Here is a 23,631-nt window from a genome sequence, read left to right on the forward strand (position 1 = left end):
TCGTCGATGAAGAGCACAATTTGCCCTTGGGACTCAGTAACTTCTTTCAGCACGGCCTTAAGGCGCTCTTCAAATTCACCCCGGTATTTGGCTCCGGCAATCAGCGCCCCCATGTCGAGGCTAATCAATCGGCGATCGCGTAGGGACTCTGGCACATCTCCCTTGACAATGCGCTGGGCCAGCCCCTCAGCGATCGCTGTCTTTCCTACCCCTGGTTCGCCGATTAGCACCGGATTATTTTTCGTCCGGCGAGAAAGAATTTGAATGGTGCGGCGAATCTCATCATCTCGACCAATTACCGGATCCAGTTTGCCAGCACGGGCGTATTCTGTTAAATCACGCCCATATTTTTCCAGCGCTTCGTATTTGCCTTCAGGGTTTTGATCGGTCACTTTCTGGTTACCTCGTACTTGATCAATCACAGCTTTCAGGGACGACTCAGTCAGGTTGAATTCTTGAAATAGTGCCCTACCTAAGCGATCATCTTTAGCATACGCTAGTAATAGGTGCTCAACTGAGATGTAGTCATCGCCGTAGCCTTGACGATAGGCCTCAGCTCTGTCGAGTAGGGTATCTAAGCTGCGTCCTAGATAAACTGCTGTGCCACTACCAGATACCTTAGGTTGGCGATTGAGGAACTCGTCGGTGCGATCGCGCCATCGCTGCGGGTTGATGCCAGCTTTGTTGAGAATACTAGTTGCCAGCCCTTCCTGCTCTAGAAGTGCCTTCAACAGATGCTCTGACTCCAGGTTTTGGTGTTGGTAAGATTTGGCAATCTCAGGCGTGCGGGCGATCGCTTCCCAGGCTTTTTCAGTAAATTGATTGGGGTTGTTGGGTTGCATAGGTGGTCAGTTGTCATGAAATGAATGTGTGGACACGGAGAAGATAACGTCTAGCCCCATCTCCACTAAGGCGCTTCGCAAACGTCTTTTGGTTGAAGAGCTAGAAATGAGAATGAGGGAATAACCTACAACTAGTAGTAGCTAGTATCCAAGTGAACCAGAGTCTCAATTACCTTTTAATGCAGAGTCAGTTCAGTTATTCCCCAAGTCGCAAGCGTTAATCCTAACTACCCATCACTCTAGCTAAGACCACCAATATCTTTCAACCCATTAAGACACAATTTAGGGAGAGACTTCCCCCCATCTCTATACCAAAAATCACTACCTGTTGAGCAGGTTTATAACGACCTAACGCCAATGAACTCTAGGGTAGGTGTATAGGTCGTTGGTCTATCGATGGCTAAGGTAAAACCGCAGGAGTTGCAGACCAGCTAGGACAATGAAGGCTGGGTTGTTGATTAGGTAGCGCCGCCAGAGCCGACGTGGTTCAACACCGAGGCGATATAGCCACTCTAGCCCTCGGCTCATCATCCAACGGGGTGCCTGTGATACCTGACCACTGTGAAAGCTAAAGGCGGCCCCAACGCCAATCATGACGGCAGATAGGTTACCGTGGTGACGCGCCATCCACAGTTCTTGTTTAGGACAGCCCAACCCAACTAACACCACTGAAGCACCGCTAGCGCGAATGCGATCGATGTCAAGGGCCTCTTCGGCTGAGGTCAGGGGGCGAAAGGGAGGAGCATGATAGCCAACGATCGCTAACCCTGGAAACTGTTGCAGTAGCCTAGTTCTGAGGGCAGCTAGCATGGTTTCAGTACCACCGTAGAGATAGAGAGGGATACCAAGTTGAGCGGCTCGATTGCACCAAGCCAGCATTAAGTCAGGGCCATAGACGCGCTGTTGGTGAGTAATTCCCAACTGTCGTAACATCCAGACGAGGGGCATACCGTCAGGGGTTACGAGGGCAGCACGGTTAACAACAGCTCTAAACTCAGGTTGCCAGTAGGCGGTCATGATCACATGCACATTAGCGGCAATCACGTAACACGACTGGCGATGCATTGCCCATTGTTGGATGCGATCGCAGGCATCATCGTAACTGGTAGCATCCACTCGACTGCCCAAAATTAGCCGATGGTCTAGATGTTTCAGCATGATTAGGGGAGCAATGGTAGCAGCATTGGTCTGTGCAAGGGTTAACTGTCCCGACCCAGCAAACTCGCTAACAGCGCTTTTTGAGCATGGAGGCGGTTTTCCGCTTGATCCCACACTTTGGATTGGCTACCTTCTAGCACAGCGTTGGTAATCTCTTCTTCTCGATGGGCTGGTAAACAGTGCAATACGATCGCAGTGGGATCAGCCGCCGCTAATAGTGCTTCATTAACCTGATAGGGTTGAAAAACAGGGATGCGGGTTGAAGCCAAGTCTTCTTGCCCCATGCTCGCCCAGACATCTGTATAGAGAACTTGTGCCCCCTGAACAGCAGCGATCGCATCCTGAGTAACCACAACTTCCGTGCGATCGCCAGCAATATCCCTAGCTTTTGCCACGATAGTTGGATGGGGTTGATAGTCTAGGGGGGTAGCAATACGGATATTCATGCCCACGAGGGCACATCCCAGCAGCAGGGAATGAGCAACATTATTGCCATCCCCTAGGTAGGTGAGGGTCAGGCCAGAAAAGGAACCGAAAGTTTCTTGAATCGTCAGCAAATCTGCCAGAATTTGACAGGGATGCTCTAGGTCGCTAAGGGCATTGATAACCGGGATGCGAGCATAGTCAGCAACAGTTTGCAAATCGGCCTGCTCGAAGGTGCGAATGGCTAGGATGTCTAGGTAGCGATCAAGGACGCGGGCAGTGTCGCTGAGGGGTTCACCCCTCCCTACTTGGGTGACACTAGGGTTGAGGTCTAACACTTGGCCACCTAGTTGATACATGGCAACCGAGAAGCTAACACGGGTGCGGGTCGAAGCTTTGTAGAACAGCAACCCTAAGACCTTACGGCATTGCCACTGACAGTCGCCCGCCTTCATATGGGCAGCCAATGTCAGCAGTGCCTGTATATCAGCCGTGCTCAAATCTGCCATACTGAGCACGTCTCGCCCCTTCAAGCCATCTAGAATTGCCTCGTGATCCATGACTAAACACTCATATGGAGTATCTCCAAATGCTACATCGTTTCTGGCTGTAACTGGCAGATTTTGGTCACAATTACTGGTTTGCTTGCTATAACTGTTCAAGAGTGGGAATGCGGGTAATTCCATGGCTAGTGACGATCAACGATCGACAGCAGTATTTGGGACTGCACTGGCGAGCTTAAGTGCCTTAGCCATAGTCACCATTGGCCTAGTGGGAGGAGCATCACGGCTCCATGCTCCCGTCCTCAATCAGCAATCGTCTTCAATAACCCTAGACCCTGCCTTAGCTAGCATCATCAGCTTGCCCCCCGATCAGCGCATTGCTCAACTTGATGCCCTAAGTCGTGAGCCACAGGCAGCAGATCAACACCGTGCTCGTTATTTGCTAGCCACCGACCTACTTCAGCAGGGGAAGGGGGCAGCAGCGATCGCCCAACTAGCTGACCTAGAGACCCAGTATCCACTCATGGCTCCCTACATTCTGCGGCAGCGGGCCAAGGCTTATGAGCTGGATGGCAAAACCAAACAAGCTCAGCAGGTGTGGCAAACTCTGCTTAAACGCTATCCCCAAGATCCGGTCAGTGCCGAGGCATTAGTTGCCTTGGGAAAAACGGATGCACGCTATTGGGAGCAGGCGATCGCCCAGTTTCCATCCCATCCTCGTACTCTAGAGGCAGTGCGGACATTGCTTCAGCGCAAGTCCAAAGTCCCAGAGCGGCTGTTGCACTTGGTGCGCCATGGCTTCTATGCTCCTGGCATCGTATCAGTGGCAGACAAGCTAGTGGGGATGCAGCGTCAAATTGCCCTAAAACCAGAGGATTGGGAGGCGATCGCCTTTGCCTATTGGGAAAATCAAGCCTATGGCAAGGCAGGGCAAGCTTACGCTAAGGCACCCAAAACGGCTCGTAATGCCTATCGAGCAGCTAGAGGACTGCAACTGGCAGAAGAGACCACTAAAGCTATCAATGCCTACGAAGCCCTAGTAGCAGCATTTCCAGATAGTCCAGAAACGGCCCTAGGCCTATTGCGACTGGCTAGGCTACAACGCCAAAATCCCCCCGTAGCGATCGCCTACCTAGATACGATCGTGAGTCGGTTTCCCGATCGCGCAGCAGAGGCACTGCTGTTAAAGGCCGACATCCTAGAAACAACCAAGAATGGCAGAGCGGCGGTGCAAACTCGGCAGCGCATTCTTGATCAGTATCCATCCTCAAAGGCAGCGGCGGAAATTCGCTGGCAAGAGGCGCGAAAACAGGCCAAGGCTGGGAATTTGAAGACTGCTATCCTATGGGCAGAGGTGATCGCCGTCAATAGCCCCACTAGTGAGCTGGCCCCAGAAGCTGCCTACTGGACAGGCAAGTGGAAAACGGCACTAGGGGATCACCGTCAAGCCAAGCAGCAGTTTGAACGCGTGTTGAGCCAATACCCAGAGTCCTACTTTGCTTGGCGATCGGCTTCCATGCTGGGCTATAACGTAGGCGACTTTACCACTGTGCGCCGACTTGTGCCCCATATTGTGGTACCCGTGGGTCGATCGCCCTTGGCAGCAGGTTCTACCCTATTGCAGGAACTGTATCAACTCGGTCAAAGTTGGGATGCCTGGGCACGCTGGCAGGTGGAATTTCAAACACCACAGTCCCCTACTGTTGCCCAACAGTTCACCGACGGTGTCTTACGGCTTGGTGTTGGCGACTATCTGGATGGCATTTTCATGGTGTCCAGTTTGCGCGATCGGGAACCTCAACAAGACCAAGCCGACTATCAAGCTCTGCGTCAGCAAACAGCCTACTGGCATGCCCTTTATCCTTGGCCTTATTTGGACTTGATCATAGCTTGGTCGCAGCAGCGGCAACTGAATCCTCTGCTGGTGTTGGCACTCATGCGGCAAGAATCACGATTTGAGCCAGCGATCGTATCCGTTGCCGGGGCTACGGGGCTAATGCAGGTTATGCCCGATACTGGAGCTTGGATCGCTGAGAAAAGCGGCCTCAAGCAGCCCTATCGCCTAGACAACCCCGCAGACAACATCATGCTGGGCACCTGGTATCTGGACTATACCCACCAGGAATATGGTGATAACTCTATGCTGGCGGTGGCAAGCTACAATGCTGGCCCCGGCAATGTGGCAGACTGGCTCGATCGCTTCGGTCTGGCTGACCCAGACAACTTTGTAGAGCAGATCCCCTTTGATGAAACCAGAGGCTACGTCACTGCTGTGTTTGAAAACTACTGGAACTACCTACGGCTCTACAACCCTGATGTGATGGCCCTGATGAAACGATACGGTCATTAGTATCAGCGTATTCACACACTGTTCAACATCCAGGAGCGATCCATGACCATCGCCACCAACCGACCCATGACCCTAGAGGAGTATCTGAGCTATGACGACGGCACCGACAGACGCTATGAGTTGGTGGATGGAGTGTTAGTGGACGTGGGGGCTGAGCGTCCACTTAATATTGACATTGCCATGTTTCTCATTGTGATGTTTGCACAACTCATTCCCATTCGGCTAATTCATCGAGGGACAGAGTTGGTCGTTCCTGGTGCTGGTGCCAGTACTCGTTACCCAGATTTAGTAGTTCTTTCAGAAGCCTGTGCCGCTGCCTTGGCTGGCAAGCCTCGATCGTTGATTACGTTGGAAATGCCTGCTCCAGCACTAGTCGTCGAAGTGGTTTCGCCAGGTAACCCAGGAGAGCAAAACTACGATCGAGACTACATCGAAAAGCGGCGAGAATACGCCCTGCGCGGCATTCCTGAGTACTGGATTATCGACCCCGATCGTCAGGTTGTCCTCGTGTTGACCCTAACGGGACAGACCTATCAAGACCAACGGTTTATGGGCAACGCAGCGATCGTCTCTCCCACCTTTCCCCAGTTCCAGGCAACGGCAGAGCAAATCCTAAAGGCCGGGCAAACCAGTTGAGGGCCATTCCCTAAGAGTTTTGACATTAGCGGGGACACTGGTTGACCTGTTATCGACCTAGCACCTTAACGATGTCCTACGTAAGACTTGATATTTACGCCCAAACAGCATCTTAAAATGGGAGATGTCAACACTAGATTCCCTGAGTTCCTGCTGATGGAAAACTTTTCATAACCATAGGGACGATCGTTGATAGCATCTGTTGCCGTTATCCACCAACTTTTGCCGTTGTACCGCAATCTGCTGGCAATCATTGTCTAGCTATTTACCCTTGAACGTTTACTACTACTCATTACCGATACTCCAATGCTTCAACGCACTACTCTCACTGGACTCCGCGCTGATCATTTTCGGCATCCTCTTGATCTACAGGCCACTCAGTCACTGCGTCAAATTCCTGGTCTAGACTTCCTGATTAGAAACTTGCTTGGTTCCCTAGCAGAGCAAGTCTTCTATCTAGAAAACATAGCCTCTAGCATCTTAGTAGGTACACAACAACTTCCCCATCTGCATAACTTGTTGCTGGAAGCTTGCCAAATTCTGGACATGGAAGTACCGCAACTCTATGTGCGCCAACATCCAGTTCCCAACGCCTATACTTTTGCCATGCGCGGCAAACAACCATTTATTGTAGTGCACACATCGCTACTAGATCTGCTGACCGATGAGGAAGTGCAGGCTGTTATTGCCCATGAGTTGGGTCATTTGAAGTGCGACCATAGTGTTTACCTAACTCCGTTGAATTTGGCAATCCTAGCCACATCCCAAATCCCAGCAGTTGGAGTTGTGTTGGCTCAAGCCATTCAAGCACAACTGCTTACTTGGTTACGTTGTGCTGAGTTCACCTGCGATCGCGCTGCATTGCTGGTCACTCAGGATCCAACAGTCGTAGCATCCTTACTTATGAAATTGACGGGTGGCTCGCCAACACTTGCCTCTAAGCTGAATCTCGATGCCTTTATGCAGCAAGCCCGCATCTATGAAGAAATGGACAACACTGAATTGGGAGCCATGCTGAAACAGATTCAATCGGCGCAGCTAACGCATCCTGTGCCTGTATTACGCGCTAAGGAAGTTGATCGTTGGGCTAACAGTCCGGCCTACCAATCATTGTTACAGCAGCGACCAATTGAGTATAATGATGAAGCTAAATTAATGGGCGGATGGCGGAATTGGTAGACGCACCACACTCAAAATGTGGCGGCCCTAGGGGTCATGAGAGTTCGAGTCTCTCCCCGCCCATACCGTGGTTGAATGTATGCACATTGCTAGCTGGAACGTCAACTCTGTACGGACACGGCTTGATCAAGTCATTCACTGGCTGACAACTAACTCTATTGATCTCTTGTGCCTCCAAGAGACGAAGGTGATTGATGACGATTTTCCTCGTCAACGGTTTGAAGAGCTTGGTTATCATTGCTATGTATCGGGGCAAAAATCCTATAATGGCGTGGCTTTACTGAGCAATAGTCCTATCACTGATACGCAGTCTGGGTTTGCCTCTCTCTTGGGGGAAGCCGTGAGAGAGTGGGATGTTCAAAAGCGTGTTATTCAAGGAACGTTCCGGGGCATTCAGGTGTTAAATCTTTACGTGCCCAATGGGTCAGAAGTTGGCAGCGACAAATATCGTTATAAGCTGGAGTGGTTAGCGCAACTCCGCACCTACGTGCAGATGCTCTTGCAGTCTGCAAAGGCTAAATCTCTGCCTGTCTTGATGTGTGGCGATTTTAACATTGCCTTAGAAGACCGGGATATCTATGATCCCACCGGTCGAGAAACCCACATCATGGCCTCGGATGCAGAGCGATCGGCACTGCAAGCTGTGCTAGATCTAGGATTTCAGGATGTGTTTCGGAAATTTACCACTGAGGGAGGACATTTTAGTTGGTGGGATTATCGCACAGGAGCCTTTCGGAGAAACCACGGTTGGCGGATTGATCACATCTACCTTACCCCTGAGTTGTACGATCGAGCCGTTGCCTGCACCATTGACAAAACACCTAGAACACAAGAAAAGCCTAGTGATCACGCCCCAGTGATTGTTGAACTAGCTCTGTAAACCTGAGTACAGCATCCATGACCCATTCCTCTCCTACAGTTCACATTCCCAGTTGTGCTTGGTCACGGGCGATCGGATTAGGCTGGCAAACTCCTTATACCGTTCGCTATGCCAGTAACCTCGATGATGGCCCTTGGCATGGAATGCCACTAGGTGGTTTTGGAGCAGGTTGCATTGGGCGTTCCCACCGAGGCGATTTTAACCTCTGGCATCTCGATGGTGGCGAGCATGTCTTTCAGTCGATGCCAGCTTGTCAATTCAGCATCTTTGAGCAAGTTGGGGATCAACCACCCCAAGCCTATGCCCTCTGCACTGAGCCGCCTGCCAATGGTAGCTTATCAAGCTGGCAGTGGTATCCAACCCAGGCTGGAACCTACTACGCCCTCTATCCGCGCAGTTGGTTTGTCTACGATGGCGTGTTTACCGCAGCCCTCACCTGTGAACAGTTCTCACCCATCTGGGCTGAAAATTACCAAGAGAGCAGCTATCCTGTTGCCATTATGGAGTGGACAGCCCATAACCCCACCGATCAACCTATTACCCTCAGTATTCTCCTAAGCTGGCAAAACATGGTGGGCTGGTTTACCAACGCTCTCAAATCCCCTGAAGTTAAGGTCAGGGATGACGGCAGTCCTGTTTACGAGTATCAACCACAGTTAGGAAAAAGTGCTGGTAATGTCAACCGTTGGATTGTTGACAACAATCGAGTCGGCTGTCTCATGGAACGCCTAAAACCAGATGCCGATGAGTTAACCCTCCCCAGCGAGGGAGATGGTCAGTGGGCGATCGCCACCTTTGCCCCGCCTTATACGACTGAAATCTTTTACCACACCCGCTGGAACGCCCTAGGAGATGGTGCAGAGATATGGGAGTCCTTTAGTCGCGACGGCTCATTACCTGACTACGAGGATGAAACCCCAGCCACGGATGGGGAATACGCTGGCTGTGCGATCGCCCTGCGCTTTACCCTAGAACCTGGAAAGACCCGCCAAGTTCCCTTCATCATTGCTTGGGATTTGCCCGTGACCGAGTTTGCAGCCGGAATCATAGATTATCGGCGATACACTGACTTCTTTGGACGCAATGGTGCCAATGTCTGGTCGATTGTGCGCACAGCGCTTAAGCACTACAAAACATGGCAGGAACAAATTCGCCAATGGCAGCAGCCCATTCTGGCCCGACCAGACTTGCCAGATTGGTTCAAAATGGCTCTCTTTAATGAACTGTACGACTTAACCGCTGGAGGCACCCTATGGAGCGCGGCTGACGAAAACAACCCTGTTGGTCGCTTTGCTGTGTTGGAATGTATCGACTACCGCTGGTATGAAAGCCTAGACGTGCGGCTTTATGGATCCTTTGGCCTCCTAATGCTGTTCCCTAAACTAGAAAAAGCCGTGATGCGTGCCTTTGCCCAGGCAATTCCCATCCAGGACGATCGCACGCGCAAGATTGGCTACTATGTAACGATCGGTGCCGAAAGTCCCCAAGCAATTCGCAAATTAGCTGGAGCCACCCCCCATGATTTAGGTGCTCCCAACGAACACCCCTGGGTCAAGACCAACTACACCAGTTACCAAGATTGCAATTTGTGGAAAGACCTACCCTGCGACTTCGTGTTGCTAGTCTATCGAGACTACTTGCTAACGGGTGCGACCGATGTGGAATTTTTGGCCGACTGCTGGGCAGCGATCGTCCAAACCCTAACCTATCTCAAAACCTTTGACCACGATCAAGATGGCATTCCCGAAAACTCTGGCGCTCCTGACCAAACCTTTGACGATTGGCGTTTACAGGGCATTAGTGCCTACTGTGGTGGGCTGTGGATTGCGGCCCTAGAAGCTGCGATTGCCATTGGCAACATTTTGGACGCTGCAAACCTGCTTAGCCCTACAGCATCCCCAGAGCCTAGCAACCCAAAACCCCAGCAACTATTTCAGACTTGGCTAGATCAGGCTCGTCCGCTTTATCACCAAACCCTCTGGAATGGACAATACTATCGCCTAGATAGTGGTAGTGGCTCTAACGTAGTCATGGCCGACCAACTCTGTGGTCAATTCTATGCGCGTCTGCTTGCCCTGCCTGACATTGTGCCGCCAGATTGCGCTGAAATTGCTCTACGAACAGTGTACGATGCCTGCTTTGTGAAATTTAACAATCAGCTACAAGCCCTAGCAACTGCTCCCCAAGACATTTCCCTGACTCCCAATTCAGCGCGATCGTTTCAAGCAAACCCTCCCTCGACCACGCTCTCGCCCCCAAAATCTTTGCAGATTGGCGCTGCTAATGGTGTTTGTCCTGATGGTTCCCCCGAAAATCCCAACGCTACCCATCCTCTAGAAGTATGGACTGGCATCAACTTTGGCCTTGCCGCCTTCTTGGTACAAATGGGAATGCGTGATGAAGCCCTGCAAATGACCAAGGCAGTAGTAGACCAGATTTACGAACATGGATTGCAGTTTCGTACACCAGAAGCAATTACCCCTGTAGGCACATTTCGAGCCAGCCACTACCTGCGGGCAATGGCAATTTGGGCGGTCTATGGAGTGCTCACTCAAGCATATGACAGTGACAACCCAACTGACTAGGAAAACGTAGTCGCCTCAACTATGGTCGTTTCGATCAAAAACTAACTAGTTAGGACAACTAGTTAGGAGAAATCGTTTAATCGTTTACCAGTAAGGCCCCCTGTAAGGATAAAGTCTTCACTACTAACGTCCCGACCAGATTACGTATGTATTGCCGTAGGTCTCCACTGGCAACACCTTAGCCAGTCCATACATCCACATACGTGGAATGAACCAGTTACACTCCACCAGTGTTGCTAAACAGGAGTATGATTCTCTGCGCTTGAGCTACTCACAGCCCTCATCCCAGTTCTCTCCTTTGGAGGAGAGCAAACAAAAGTTCTAACCTTCCTCTTCCTGGGGAGAAGGATTGGGGATGAGGGCAATTCATGGCTGCGTTCAGCAGCGCCACACTCTATCTACAATTGAGCAATAGAACTGATTGATAAACAACAGTGGAACTATTACCGACTGGGCAACATCGCTATTGGATTCACAGCCCCTTGACCACGAGGGTGAATCTCAAAGTGAAGGTGGGGACCAGTACTATAGCCAGTGCTGCCCATTTCAGCAATTTGCTGACCTTGAGATACCTGTTGGCCAACCTGAACTAAGATCCGGCTATTGTGGGCATATAGCGTCAAGCTACCATCAGGATGTTGAATTTCAACCAAGTTGCCGTAGCCCCCTGAGTTCCAGCCAGCAGTTACTACAACTCCAGGAGCAGCAGCGATGATAGGAGTACCGATCGGGCCAGCAATATCAATGCCACGGTGCATCCTGCCCCAGCGCCAACCATACCCAGACGTCAAAACACCACGCGCTGGCCAAATGTAGCCATTGAATTCCTGGCCAGGAAGATACTTATCAGCACTCCCTAGTGGTGGCAGTTCTGGTGAAACAGTCTGACCTACCAATGGACGATTAATCGGTGCATAGTTTTCAGACCCTACGGAAGCAGATGCATAAAGAGAGGATTCATTGACAGGCAACTGGCTAGACTCTGCTCGTGCTTCACGTCGTACAGGAACGATCGAAGGCAACACTGGCTGACCACGCAGTTCCCGTTGAAGAGTTTCAGTCCGGTTACGAACATCTGAGTCAGTAGCAGCAATATTGCTAGCACTATCAAATAACGAATTATCTGCAGGAGCTTGAGAAGCAACTGGTAAGGGAGAACTCTCAACTTGAGAAGCAGGCTGAGCAGTAGATTGGCTATCCAACGCAACTGTGCCTGCAGATGCTGACTGATGCCCAGGGCCTTGAGCAGCATGAGCGGCACTGGCTTCAGAACCAACACTAACTGCCTGTGCAGAAGGCTGAACTTCAGGAACTGCTGGGGAGACAGAAGCTTGCTGCTGTAGCTGCATCACTCCACTTGGCAAATCCCCATTACTAGAGGGAGCAGTGTGATCACTCTGCTCTTGAGCACTTACCTGGGGAGCAGCCAACGGAATAGACAACTTCGCCTCAGTCGGTAAAGCTGCGACTAAGACTGGCTCTGTGGGTGCAGCCACCACAAACTGCTGGTCAACTTGCGTTCCAACATGACCACTTTCGTCCGCCCTAGTCACCAACTGGCTTTTGTCCACTGCATTCACAAGCTGGGGCTTAACGGGCGAAGCCTGAGCCACTTTAACCCCAGAAAATTGGTCAACAACAGGCTGGCTAGTTTGAACATCACCAGAACCTGATAGCTGCATTAGTCTAGGAAGACCTTGACCAGAAGCATCATAGCCAGGGCTACCAGCAGTTAGCTGTTGTGCACCAATACCCCGGTAAGACACCAACCCAGACGGTGTAGCATGAGATTGCGACTTGGAAGAAGATGTGATGCCTTGACCAGCGTGCAAGGAAGGTAAAGCTTGCGACTGCTCTGCAACGCCCGACGAAGAGGGCAGCTTAGAAGCTTGCTTGGACTGTGCTGAAGTTTCAAGCTGAGCCGCCTGAAAAGATTCTTGAGAACGCTCTTGAGCGGCCTCAGCTAACGTAGGAACCTGCCAGGACTCGTAAAGAGGTTCATTTGAAGAGCTAGCTGAGCTATGAGAATTTACACTGCCTAAATCAATGGATTTGGAATCAGGTGTAGGAAACTGACCATTGAGTGGCTCATTGACAGTGCTTGCAGAACTTGTAGATGAATCGGCTAGTGCAAGCTCAGATACGATCGGAACAGAAGCAATTGATCCTTCACCTAGTTGTGGAATTAGAAGGCTAGAAGCTCCCATGGAGATAGCAAGCCCCAAAACAGCCGCGGATGTGCAAGCTCGACGATTCACTTCAGTAGGAACTTGTCTAACCTGCCCTCCCATCTCAGAATCACCTGCAACTGGAGAAGCACTTGACTTGACTCGCTGCGGATATGTTCGACTCAATGAACAACCTCCTAATGACCAGAACTCAACCGTTGCTTTAGTCTCTCGGATTCAAACGACAGAGATCACAACTAACCAATGACGCGGATCACACAAGATTGAGACTATAACACCTCGAATCCAACACGCTGCAAGACTACTTCGCCGGGTTTAGCTTTAGACAAGTTTACATGAGTTAGAGAAAAATTCAAGATATTCCCAAAGTAATACTCACTCAACCCCAAGCAAAACTGGCTTGCAATCTATGCAACTGCCTTACGGCACATGTTGGCTTCATCCGTTCACCTCTTTACAGCCACACACCAAGAAAACCGTGACAAACCCAGCACTGCTAGATGCAGAAACTAGGTGACACCACAAACCTCTAGCCACCAAAAGAATGAGCCATGTATTACTACCTTGCAGAAGTTGCTCCACAAGGTCGTACACTCACACTCACAAGGCTTGATGGCTAGCAAACTTCGCAAACCTCGCTACGTCTACACACACTTTGCAACCGTAACGATGACTATTCAATTTGACGATGAGACTGTAGACGCTATCACTTAGGAACTACAACCGTACAGGCAGGTGCTTCCTTATACTGTGACCCATAATTACAGGTTAAAGACTAGCTCAAAACCTAGTTTGATTTACCTGATACAGAGGCTTTCAGCGATTTCAGGACGATTCAGCTTTGATGAGGAACTTTTATCAGGAGCCTCCAGGGTTTATTGGTATCGCATCATAACTTTTTATGATTGTCCCTAGGACGGTATCATTCCTGGTTGACTGACAAACTTTTTTGTAGGTTGGGTTGAAAACGTGAGACCCAACACCAGCCTATGTTCTGTAGGGTTTACGCTATCACTACCCTAACCTACAAGAGGATAGGAGTTCCAAGAGTTTTGTTAGGCAACCGGGCATGATCCTCTATCGGAGTCAAGGTTACCAACAGCCTAACTAGAGGCAATTCAACTGGCGTAGAGCCTCAAAAAGTCCCACAGCTACGCTGACAGAGAGATTTAGGCTGCGAACTTCTGGCTTTGGCATAGGAATACGAACTGTGAATGTGCAATCGGTTAGAACCCTGGCGGGTAGCCCATTTGTTTCACTGCCAAAAATTAACCAGTCGCTCGGTTGATACTGACAATCTACATAGGTGCGATCGCCGTGAACACTAAAGCCTATCCATCGCCCACGGTGAGTCTGACAGTAGCTGTAAAACGCATCTAATGAGTCATGGCAATGTAGATTGACATATTCCCAGTAGTCTAGGCCTGCACGCTTTAGGTAGCGATCGCTTAACTCAAATCCCAGTGGAGCTACTAAATGTAGTTCCGTGCAGGTTGCCGCACAGGTACGAGCTATATTGCCTGTATTGGGTGGAATCTGAGGGTGAATTAACGCAACTTTGGGCATATACAGGAGCCGAGAATTCAAACGGTATCTAACATTGCTAAATTATTATCTATATTTTTTCTTTATAGTTTTTCCTTCCAAAAAGTGATTAGATTTTTTTATTCGACCGTAGGTATAACAAATGCCTATTTGGGATCCTTCAGGTTCACTAACTATCCACTAACGGCTAGCATCCAGGGTGGTTGTTTACACCGAGTCATCAAAAATTTTTAACCCTTGGATAAGAAATTCACATCAGTGGGGGTATGCATTAATGCAAGAAATGCCGACTACCCGTAAGCACCATCACTAGACCTAACTCATTAGCAGCAGCGATAGAGTCTTGATCTCGCAAACTACCACCAGGTTGAATAATGGCGCAAATGCCTGATGCTGCTGCTGTTCGCACTGAGTCATCAAAGGGAAAAAAGCCATCACTAGCTAGCACTGCCCCACTTGCTCGTGCACCTGCTTGATTCAGCGCGATCGCTACAGAGCCAACACGATTCATCTGGCCAGCCCCAATACCCAGGGTTACTCTGTTATGGCTCACAACAATTGCGTTTGATTTCACATGCTTAGCAACAGTCCAGGCAAACTGGAGGTCTTGCCATTGTTCTGGGGTAGGCTGGTGAGTGGTCACAACTCGCCACTGGTTGGGGTCATCTGGCTGATCATCCGATGTCTGTACCAAGAAACCACCAGCGATCGTTTTGACAACTGGCTGCGTTGCTCCTCGCATATCGGGCAACACTAACACTCGTAGCTTTGATTTTTTACTCAGCAATGCCTGTGCCTCTGGGTCACATCCAGGAGCAACAACGCACTCTAGAAATGTCTGAGTTAACGCCTCAGCAGTTGCAGCATCGATCGGTCGGTTCAAGGCCACAATTCCCCCAAATGCCGACACATCATCAGCGTTGAAGGCTCTAGTGTATGCTTCAGCTAACGTGTTGCCCAACGCCACACCACAAGGGTTTGTGTGTTTAATGATGACCGCAGCAGCAGGACAATCGGGCTGAGTAAACTCAGCAATTACCCGTCGAGCAGCTTCTAAGTCTAACAAGTTGTTGTAGCTTAGCTCTTTGCCTTGAAGTTGGTGGGCAGTTGTCCAGCCAGTGTTACCAGATTGATACCACATGGCTGGCTGATGGGGATTTTCGCCGTAGCGCAAGACTTGCTTGAGCCGCCCTGTAAGGGTAAACACTGCTGAGGCATCATCCTGCTGGCCGTCTTCTGCGGTGCTGGTTACTATGTCTGATTGATGAGGTAACGGTTGAGTGGTGCTAACGGACGGACAGCTATGTAAATAGTCAGAAATAGCTCGATCATAGTCTGCTGTGTGTTGAAATGCACGTAGTGCACAGGCTTGACGAAATGCTAAAGATGTTTTCCCTTGATGCTGGCGCAGTTCTTCAAGGTACGCGCTGTACTGATCGGGATTGCAGAGCACTGTTACATAGGCATGGTTTTTGGCAGATGCTCGTAAGAGTGTAGGCCCACCAATATCAATCTGTTCGATCGCCTCAGCTAGTGTGACCCCAGGACGAGCTATCGTTTGCTGAAATGGGTAAAGGTTAACCACCACTAGGTCAATCAGTGGAATTTGTTGCGCCTCTAGGTCAGCACAATCTTGCGGTAAATCACGGCGTGCCAAAATGCCACCATGGATTCGCGGATGTAGGGTCTTGACACGCCCACCTAAGATTTCTGGTGAGCCAGTGTAGTCTGACACCTTTGTAACTGGTAACCCCGCCTCTTTGAGGGTTTGAGCTGTACCACCACTGCTAATCAACATAAAGTTGAATTCCTGAACTAAGCTAGTTGCCAGTTCTAGTAACCCTTGTTTGTCAGAGACGCTGAGTAACGCCAATTGTGTCATTCGTAAACACTTCCTGTGGTAGATAAATGCCTTTATCAACATAACAAGAGGCAGTGCGATAAAACACACTGCCTCACCTCACATCTGTGGTTAGTATAAGCTAGCCCACCAATAGCAAACCTAGTTACCCTGAGGCAACAGTTCTGGTGTTGAAGCTTGGCCCGGTAGAGCCTCAGAAGGCGACACAGTAATCTTGCCGTCTTCGTCTACATCCACGACTGCAACGTCTCCATTCTTGATGCGACCAGAGAGGATTTCTTCGGCCAGAGAATCCTCTAGCAAGCGCATAATGGCACGACGTAATGGCCGAGCACCATAGCTGGGGTTATACCCTTCCTCTACCAGCCGATCCTTAAATCGCTCAGTGACCTCCAGGGTAATGCCCTGATCTGAGAGGCGACGGAAGACATCGGCCAGCATAATATCAGCAATTTGCTTGACCTCATCCTTCACAAGCTGACGGAACACAATGATTTCGTCAACCCGGTTAAGAAATTCGGGGCGGAAGTATTGCTTCAGTTCTTCATTCACCAGGGAACGAATGCGGTTGTACTGAGATTCAGAGGCATCACCTGTTGAAAACTCAAAGCCAAGACCGCCACCACCCTTCTCAATCACTTTGGAGCCAATATTAGAGGTCATAATCAGCAGGGTGTTCTTGAAGTCCACTGTGCGTCCTTTCGCATCAGTTAGCCGTCCATCCTCTAGGATCTGGAGCAGCATGTTGAACACATCGGGGTGTGCCTTTTCAATTTCGTCGAAGAGTACGACCGTGTATGGACGACGACGCACTGCTTCTGTGAGTTGCCCCCCTTCGTTGTAGCCAACATAACCAGGAGGAGAGCCAATCAACTTGGATACAGTGTGACGCTCCATATATTCAGACATATCTAACCGAATCATGGCTTCTTCTGAGCCAAAGAAGTAGGCAGCTAGTGCTTTGGTTAGCTCGGTTTTACCTACGCCAGTGGGGCCAGAGAAGATAAAGCTAGCGATCGGTCGGTTAGGATTCTTTAGACCCACACGAGCACGCCGAATAGCGCGAGAAACAGCCTTTACAGCTTCATCTTGACCAATCAACCGCTGGTGCAAGGTGTCTTCCATGTGCAACAACTTGGTCGATTCTGACTCCGTTAGCTTTTGCACAGGCACCCCCGTCCAAGAGGCGACAATTTGAGCAATATCCTCTTCGGTGACAATCGGTGATTCTTCTCCATTCGTGTCACCATTCTTCCTACTCTGGGCAATCGAGCGAATCTCAGCCTTGATTTCCATTTCTCGATCGCGCAACTCGCCAGCCTTGTCAAAGTCTTGAGAGCGAACGGCTTCGTCCTTTTCCTTCAGAACTTGACGCAACTCCTTATCTAGCTCCTTAGCAGCAGCAGGCAACTGAGAGTTAATCAGCCGCACACGAGAGCCTGCTTCATCAATCAAGTCAATAGCTTTGTCTGGAAGGTAGCGATCGGAAATATAGCGATCAGACAACTTAGCGGCTGCCTCTAGCGCCTCATCGGAAATCTTTAACTTGTGATGTTGCTCATAGCGTTCACGGAGACCATGCAGGATTTCAATTGTTTCCTCTACACTTGGTTCACCTACCATCACAGGTTGGAAGCGACGCTCCAAGGCTGCATCTCGTTCAATGTGTTTGCGGTACTCATCTAAAGTAGTTGCACCAATACATTGCAGCTCACCTCGGGCTAATGCTGGCTTAAGGATGTTAGCAGCATCGATAGCGCCTTCAGCGGCACCTGCCCCAATTAGTGTATGCACTTCATCAATCACTAGGATGACGTTACCGGCAGAGCGGATTTCATCCATGATCTTCTTGAGGCGCTCTTCAAATTCGCCGCGATACTTAGTACCTGCAACCAACAAGCCAATGTCGAGGGTTACAACCCGCTTTTCTTCCAAGATATCTGGAATGTCTCCGTTGGCAATGCGTTGAGCCAAGCCTTCAGCGATCGCCGTCTTACCAACACCGGGTTCCCCGATTAAAACAGGATTATTCTTTGTGCGGCGACCCAAGATCTGAATGACCCGTTCAATTTCCTTCTGACGACCCACTACTGGATCCAACTTGCCCTCTGCCGCCATCTGAGTCAAGTTAGAGCCAAACTCATCCAAGGTTGGAGTCTTAGTCTTGCCGTGGCTGCTACCAGCAGAGACCTCTGCGGTTTCGCCCAACATCCGAATAACCTGTGTGCGAACCTTGGACAAATCAACGCCAAGATTTTCTAACACTCGCGCAGCAACACCTTCGCCCTCGCGAATTAGCCCTAGTAGCAAGTGCTCTGTGCCAATATAGTTATGGCCAAGTTGGCGAGCTTCTTCCAACGATAGCTCTAGCACTCGTTTAGCGCGGGGGGTAAACGGGATCTCAACGGCCACAAAGCCAGAACCCCGACCAATGATTTTTTCAACTTCAATCCGGGCATCTTTTAGATTAACGCCCATCGACTTCAGTACCTTGGCAGCGACGCCAGTCCCTTCTCCAATCAGACCCAAGAGGATCTGTTCTGTGCCTACAAAGTTATGACCCAAGCGGCGAGCTTCCTCTTGAGCCAACATAATGACCTTAATAGCCTTTTCAGTAAAGCGTTCAAACATGGTGTGTGTCCAAATCACCTGGTGCGTGCTGGTACGCTGATTCTAACACAGTCAACCCGATGAACTGTTGAGCATGAGCTACATCGATGTAGGGATTTCACGACTTTGCTGTGTAAAATTACGGCTAACCCTTGATTAATAAGGGCTTAACCTCATATGCTCACTTCATTAAGTTATTCAGAAATTCTCAACGTTTCTTTGCACTATGCAACAAGATGATTCAACGAGTGAGGTATGACAAGCCTATCAATACAGCCAGCAAACCCAACGTGGTAAGCGCGAAGTGATAGAGAGATTTTCCCCGCTTTCGTACCATGTTTCGCATGGCCAATTTGACGTAGCTTGGAGGTGGTGATTTCTCTACACCAGAGTTATCCGCACGACTCGCACTACTAATGGTGTCTTGTAGGTCAGTCTCTGGGGAGCTAGGAGATGAAACTGGGTCTAGGTTAGGCATATGAGAGGTGACAACGATCGCTAGAGCGTCCTACAGGCTCGAATTGCACTCAGTCTTGGCAGTGCCATCAGGCAATTAGCTAGCAGACTGCTGGTGTAAATCTAGTGTATGCTGAATTTTCGTCACAATACTCTTATTGTCAGTGCGGTGCACCATTTCCTTCAGCTCAGACAACATTGTCTCTGCGCGAGTAATTCGCTGAATGAGGGCCTCTGTATCTGCTGTGCTTATCCACGGGTCACTTGCTCGTTCACCAGGTTGACCAGAGTCAGCATCAGCACCATCAACCCCAGTCCTATCCTGCTGATAAACTAATGACTCCAACTCAGCAAGGGCAATTTCTGCCTGTTGGATTTTAGACACTAACGATCGAGCAGTAGCTGTACCTGACTGGGCTGCATCGGTTAACTCTTGAATTCGCAGTTTGAACCGACTAGCAACCCGATCCATTTGCCGCCCCGCCTCAAAGGTTTGGCTCACCAAGTTGCTAATCTCTGTCGTAATAGTGCTGAAACCGCTAATTTCCTGACTGGAGCGGCTAGCACCAATGCCTGCCTTCACTGCCAAATAGCGAACTTGTTGGCTAACTTTAGCAACTAGTTGAGATGCTTCGTGCAGTGTGTTGAGTTCTTCACTTAGGGACTGTCCTACGCTTACGATTTGGCTAGTGCTACGACAGATTGCATTAACACCCGCGAAGGTGGCTTGAAAGGCTTTTTTACCTTCCATTGACAAGAGTTGGCCAATCTGAACAAAGCGTTGATTCAGCCCAGCTACTTCTTCTGACCGCTGCACCAACTCCTTTTGCTGAGCCTCCAGCAACTGATTCCGTTCCTGGATAATGCTCTGTTGCTTTTCTAGCTTTTGGGCATAGTCTTTAACTTTTTGCCGTTCTGACTCTAGCTTAGAGAGGTAACGTTTCAATTCACGCTGCTGATCCCGAATTTGCTGGTTAGCTACCGTCAAAATTTGGGACTGAGCCGTCATGAGGGTTTGGCAATCTAGCAAGAAATACGCCTTTACATCTGGCAGGTTTTCATTCTGAAACACTACTAGAATTGGATCATACAGACGATCAACAGGCCTGCTCAGCGCAATTGGAACTGCATCAATAACTTTTTCAGTATAGTTAAGCTGGAGGAAATCTTGGGGTTCTGACTGTTCATCTAGCCCAAAGAAAATCTTCAGGGGACGCTTCAGAAAAATTTCCAAGGCAAAGGGTTTCATCATGCGGCGCTGAAAGCTCTGCCATGAGATAACCCCCAGTAGTTGCGATCGATTAACAACAATTACCCCTGGTAAAGTTGGCTGCTGTTCAAAGTGAGCAGCCACAACCTCACCAAGAGTGTCTGAATCAACTTTACATTCGTGCAGTGGTAGATCCGCTAGGGTAGAGCTAGGCGTGAGATTGTCGGGTATATTCATTGCTCTATCGCGATGGCATTGTACAAGTGTTACCGGTGCACAGCTCTTAAACCGTGCAGTGTAGCCAACCCCGTTTGACAACGAGCTAATCCATCGGTGCTGTCACCAACGACAGCCAGATAACAAATGAAACAAGCGGGCAACCTTAAACAATGCAGAAATTGTACTGAAAAATTAACTCATATTCGTTATGGGAAGATTAAGGTGCATCGTGATAGAAACTGTGGAAAGATGATGATGATCTTCTGTCCATAGCATCTCATGTTTTCAGTTACTAACGAGTCTCGCCAGTACGAGACCTATATTCTCAGCGACCAGGCTGCCCAATCGGTAATTGAAGTTGTGCCCGAACGCGGCGGCATTGTCACCCGCTGGCAAGTTCAAAATCACACGATTTTCTACATGGACGAAGAGCGGTTTACCCATCCAGAACTGACGGTGCGTGGTGGTATTCCAATTCTGTTTCCCATCTGTGGTAATTTGCCCAACGATACCTACACCTATGGCTCTGCAAGCTATACCCTAAAGCAGCATGGGTTCGCCCGCAACTTACCTTGGCAGGTTATACGCCAACATAATGACTCTGCGGCGAGCTTAACAGTATCTCTTGCTAGCACAGCCGAAACTCTAGCCAGTTACCCCTTCGAGTTTCTAGTGGAATTTACCTACGAGTTGCAAGGCACCACATTAACCATCAACCAGCGATACACCAACTGCTCCTCCAGCCCTATGCCCTTTTCTGCTGGCTTGCATCCCTACTTTTGGGTAGGCGATAAAACTGGCCTGCAAGTCAATCTGCCAGCAACCCAGTTTTATGATCAAGCTAGCAAAACCCAGGGGGAATTTACGGGCACATTTGATTTTGACCAGCCAGAAATTGACGCTGCCTTTCGACCATTGACAGGCTCATCGGCCACAGTTACTGATTTGGCACGCCAACTTACCTTGACGCTGACTTGGGCTGAACACTTTACCACGTTGGTGTTTTGGACTGTAAAGGGCAAGGATTTCTATTGTCTAGAACCTTGGACAGCTCCCCGCAATGCAATGGTTACTGGCGATGACTTGCTGCATTTACCTGCTGGCGAGTCGCTAGACACCAGTGTGCGTCTGACTGTGACCCTAGGGGTGCAGTAGAGGCTGAACCAGAGCTAACGCTACTTGCTGGCACTGTTAAACGATGGGGGCTTGGCTTGCTTACAGTACCGATCGGCCACAATGGTAGATGTGAACTTGGCCCCTGCCTGGCGATCACGCGGAATTACTACATTGACTTTTTTGCACACAGGCTGAAAGTCAGAGCCGGCATAGCGATAGCCCCAAACGTAGGTTTCAGTCTCACTGAGTGGACGGTTAACGGTGCTGCATCCTGCTAGGGTCAATGAGATGACAGCCAAGATTGCAGCCATGAATCCGAAGAGTCTCCCCATTGTTGATCTCCCAGTTGGTCTCTAGTTAAGTTTTGGTTTCCCAATCGCGAGCGCTTAGCTAGTAACAGTGATCACTCAAACTTTACGGCTCAACCCCAAGTAGGACATTAGCACGATGCTAATTTGCCTGTTACTACAGGTAATTAACGGCTTCCTGAGCATCATCCCTGTAAAGAATACCCTTGATCGCTAGATTAATTTCAGTTTATGGAATGGCTGGGAGAGCACTACTCCAAGCGCTAGTAGAGTTAACAAGTGTGCCCTATTATAGCCAAACAATCGCGATCGTTACGTCCTAGAAATCTCGGAGATTACTCTACACAGCACCGTTCTACGTATGATGAGCCTTTGGACAAAAACTAGCGGAACTTGGATTAATGTTGCCACTGTACTGAGTGGAACGGCCCTAGGGTTGGTGTTGCAGCAACAGTTAATGCCTAGCTTGCATCAGATCATCACCCAGGGAATCGGGTTGGTTACCCTTGTTGTAGGCATGACCATGGCCCTAGATCTCACTAGAGCAACCATCGGTCACGTTGATGGGGTTGTGTTAGCGCTTGTTTGCTTAGTGCTAGGCGGCACCTTAGGAGAGTTGGTCAAGCTTGACGATCGCTTGCACACCGTTGGCAACTGGCTGCAACAGCGCATGGGTAAGAGCAATCATCAGTTTACAGAGGGGTTCATAACCGCTAGTCTACTGTTTTGTGTTGGCCCACTTACTCTGATTGGTAGCTTGAACAACGGCTTAACTGGTGACAACCGCCTACTGGTGCTGAAGGCGATTATGGATGGCATCAGTGCTATGACTCTGGCCAGTAGCTTCGGGATTAGCGTTGGTTATTCAACAGTTGTAATTCTGCTCTATCAGGGCGGAATATCGCTAGCCGCTGGCAGTTTAGCTAGGGTTTTACCCAATCCAGAAACGGCTCCCAGTATTATGCTGATTACAGGCATTGGTGGTGTGATCATCCTAGGGTTGGGTTTGAATCTGTTGAAAGTAGCACAAATTCGCATCGCATCCTTCCTGCCTGCATTTCTTCTTGCTCCGGTGCTGTGCTGGCTAGCAGACTTAATTAGCTAGCACAATTGGCCAGTAGCTAACATAATCGGCTCAACACACTTCGAGGTTGGCGATCGTTAGCACTTCTAATCATAAGGATTACTAAATTCCACTGGTTGTTCGCCGAATTTGACCTGCGATCATCCCCCCTTATCGGCACCTATCATATAGAATCATAGACAGCAATAGCAGCATACTACAGGCACTCCTATGACGCTTCTGGAAACAAAGACTGAACCCATGGTTATCAACATGGGGCCGCACCATCCCTCCATGCATGGTGTGTTGCGATTAATCGTGACCCTAGATGGTGAAGACGTGGTTGACTGCGAGCCAGTAATTGGCTATCTTCACCGGGGCATGGAAAAGATCGCTGAAAACCGTACTAGTATCATGTACGTTCCCTACGTCAGCCGCTGGGACTATGCCGAGGGCATGTTCAATGAAGCAATTACGGTTAATGCTCCAGAAAAATTG

At 49.6% G+C, this 23,631-nt stretch carries 18 protein-coding genes and 1 tRNA gene; 9 read left to right on the forward strand and 10 right to left on the reverse strand.

Annotated elements, in window-relative coordinates; translation table 11 throughout:
- From NZ772_00490 to argF, 3 genes are all read right to left on the reverse strand, one after another.
- A partial coding sequence (locus NZ772_00490; GenBank protein ID MCS6812046.1) for an AAA family ATPase occupies positions 1-842 on the reverse strand: 842 nt, incomplete at its 3' end.
- A gap of 390 nt (positions 843-1,232) precedes the next feature.
- Positions 1,233-2,000 (reverse strand): WecB/TagA/CpsF family glycosyltransferase, encoded by a 768-nt coding sequence (locus tag NZ772_00495; GenBank protein MCS6812047.1) that lies wholly within the window; start codon positions 1,998-2,000, stop codon positions 1,233-1,235.
- A 41-nt stretch (positions 2,001-2,041) separates the two neighbouring features.
- Positions 2,042-2,983 carry an ornithine carbamoyltransferase gene (gene argF, locus NZ772_00500; protein ID MCS6812048.1) on the reverse strand — a complete coding sequence of 314 codons (942 nt, stop codon included), beginning with the start codon at positions 2,981-2,983 and terminating at the stop codon, positions 2,042-2,044.
- A 124-nt stretch (positions 2,984-3,107) separates the two neighbouring features.
- Here argF and NZ772_00505 point away from each other — a divergent pair, with 124 nt between their 5' ends.
- The 6 genes from NZ772_00505 (at position 3,108) to NZ772_00530 (ending at position 10,556) form a co-directional block, all read left to right on the forward strand.
- The gene (locus NZ772_00505) at positions 3,108-5,276 is read left to right on the forward strand and encodes a transglycosylase SLT domain-containing protein (protein MCS6812049.1); all 2,169 of its coding nucleotides are present in this window, start codon (positions 3,108-3,110) and stop codon (positions 5,274-5,276) included.
- 42 nt (positions 5,277-5,318) lie between these two features.
- Entirely contained in the window at positions 5,319-5,912 is a 594-nt protein-coding gene (locus NZ772_00510) for a Uma2 family endonuclease (protein ID MCS6812050.1), read from the forward strand.
- Between the two features lie 306 nt (positions 5,913-6,218).
- The gene (locus tag NZ772_00515) at positions 6,219-7,091 is read left to right on the forward strand and encodes a M48 family metallopeptidase (protein ID MCS6812051.1); all 873 of its coding nucleotides are present in this window, start codon (positions 6,219-6,221) and stop codon (positions 7,089-7,091) included.
- A tRNA-Leu gene (locus tag NZ772_00520) sits at positions 7,070-7,154 on the forward strand. The genes NZ772_00515 and NZ772_00520 overlap by 22 nt, the downstream gene beginning before the upstream one ends.
- Positions 7,155-7,170: 16 nt before the next feature.
- Positions 7,171-7,971, forward strand: a complete 801-nt coding sequence (gene xth / locus NZ772_00525) for an exodeoxyribonuclease III (protein MCS6812052.1) — start codon at positions 7,171-7,173, stop codon at positions 7,969-7,971.
- A gap of 17 nt (positions 7,972-7,988) precedes the next feature.
- On the forward strand, positions 7,989-10,556 hold the full coding sequence (locus NZ772_00530) for a GH116 family glycosyl hydrolase (GenBank protein ID MCS6812053.1): 2,568 nt from the start codon (positions 7,989-7,991) through the stop codon (positions 10,554-10,556).
- A 443-nt stretch (positions 10,557-10,999) separates the two neighbouring features.
- Here the strand turns inward: NZ772_00530 and NZ772_00535 are convergent, their stop codons facing one another.
- From NZ772_00535 to NZ772_00560, 6 genes are all read right to left on the reverse strand, one after another.
- Positions 11,000-12,910 (reverse strand): peptidoglycan DD-metalloendopeptidase family protein, encoded by a 1,911-nt coding sequence (locus tag NZ772_00535; GenBank protein ID MCS6812054.1) that lies wholly within the window; start codon positions 12,908-12,910, stop codon positions 11,000-11,002.
- A gap of 942 nt (positions 12,911-13,852) precedes the next feature.
- On the reverse strand, positions 13,853-14,311 hold the full coding sequence (locus NZ772_00540; protein MCS6812055.1) for a tRNA (cytidine(34)-2'-O)-methyltransferase: 459 nt from the start codon (positions 14,309-14,311) through the stop codon (positions 13,853-13,855).
- Positions 14,312-14,561: 250 nt separating this feature from the next.
- Positions 14,562-16,172, reverse strand: coding sequence for a bifunctional phosphoribosylaminoimidazolecarboxamide formyltransferase/IMP cyclohydrolase (purH, locus tag NZ772_00545; protein MCS6812056.1), 1,611 nt, complete (start codon positions 16,170-16,172; stop codon positions 14,562-14,564).
- 120 nt (positions 16,173-16,292) lie between these two features.
- Positions 16,293-18,782, reverse strand: a complete 2,490-nt coding sequence (locus NZ772_00550) for an ATP-dependent Clp protease ATP-binding subunit (protein MCS6812057.1) — start codon at positions 18,780-18,782, stop codon at positions 16,293-16,295.
- Between the two features lie 220 nt (positions 18,783-19,002).
- Positions 19,003-19,239: a DUF3285 domain-containing protein gene (locus NZ772_00555; GenBank protein ID MCS6812058.1), complete on the reverse strand. Its 237-nt coding sequence runs from the start codon at positions 19,237-19,239 to the stop codon at positions 19,003-19,005.
- A 75-nt stretch (positions 19,240-19,314) separates the two neighbouring features.
- Entirely contained in the window at positions 19,315-20,664 is a 1,350-nt protein-coding gene (locus tag NZ772_00560) for a chemotaxis protein (GenBank protein ID MCS6812059.1), read from the reverse strand.
- Positions 20,665-20,925: 261 nt separating this feature from the next.
- Here NZ772_00560 and NZ772_00565 point away from each other — a divergent pair, with 261 nt between their 5' ends.
- Positions 20,926-21,801, forward strand: a complete 876-nt coding sequence (locus NZ772_00565) for an aldose epimerase (GenBank protein ID MCS6812060.1) — start codon at positions 20,926-20,928, stop codon at positions 21,799-21,801.
- 20 nt (positions 21,802-21,821) lie between these two features.
- On the opposite strand, the gene NZ772_00570 is transcribed toward NZ772_00565, so the two are convergent.
- On the reverse strand, positions 21,822-22,094 hold the full coding sequence (locus NZ772_00570; GenBank protein ID MCS6812061.1) for a hypothetical protein: 273 nt from the start codon (positions 22,092-22,094) through the stop codon (positions 21,822-21,824).
- 337 nt (positions 22,095-22,431) lie between these two features.
- Here NZ772_00570 and NZ772_00575 point away from each other — a divergent pair, with 337 nt between their 5' ends.
- Both NZ772_00575 and NZ772_00580 read left to right on the forward strand, forming a co-directional pair.
- Entirely contained in the window at positions 22,432-23,175 is a 744-nt protein-coding gene (locus tag NZ772_00575; protein MCS6812062.1) for a DUF554 domain-containing protein, read from the forward strand.
- A 189-nt stretch (positions 23,176-23,364) separates the two neighbouring features.
- On the forward strand, positions 23,365-23,631 hold a 267-nt coding region (locus NZ772_00580; protein MCS6812063.1), incomplete at its 3' end, for an NADPH-quinone oxidoreductase.

It is taken from the genome of Cyanobacteriota bacterium (assembly GCA_025054735.1).
Taxonomy (GTDB): domain Bacteria; phylum Cyanobacteriota; class Cyanobacteriia; order SKYG9; family SKYG9; genus SKYG9.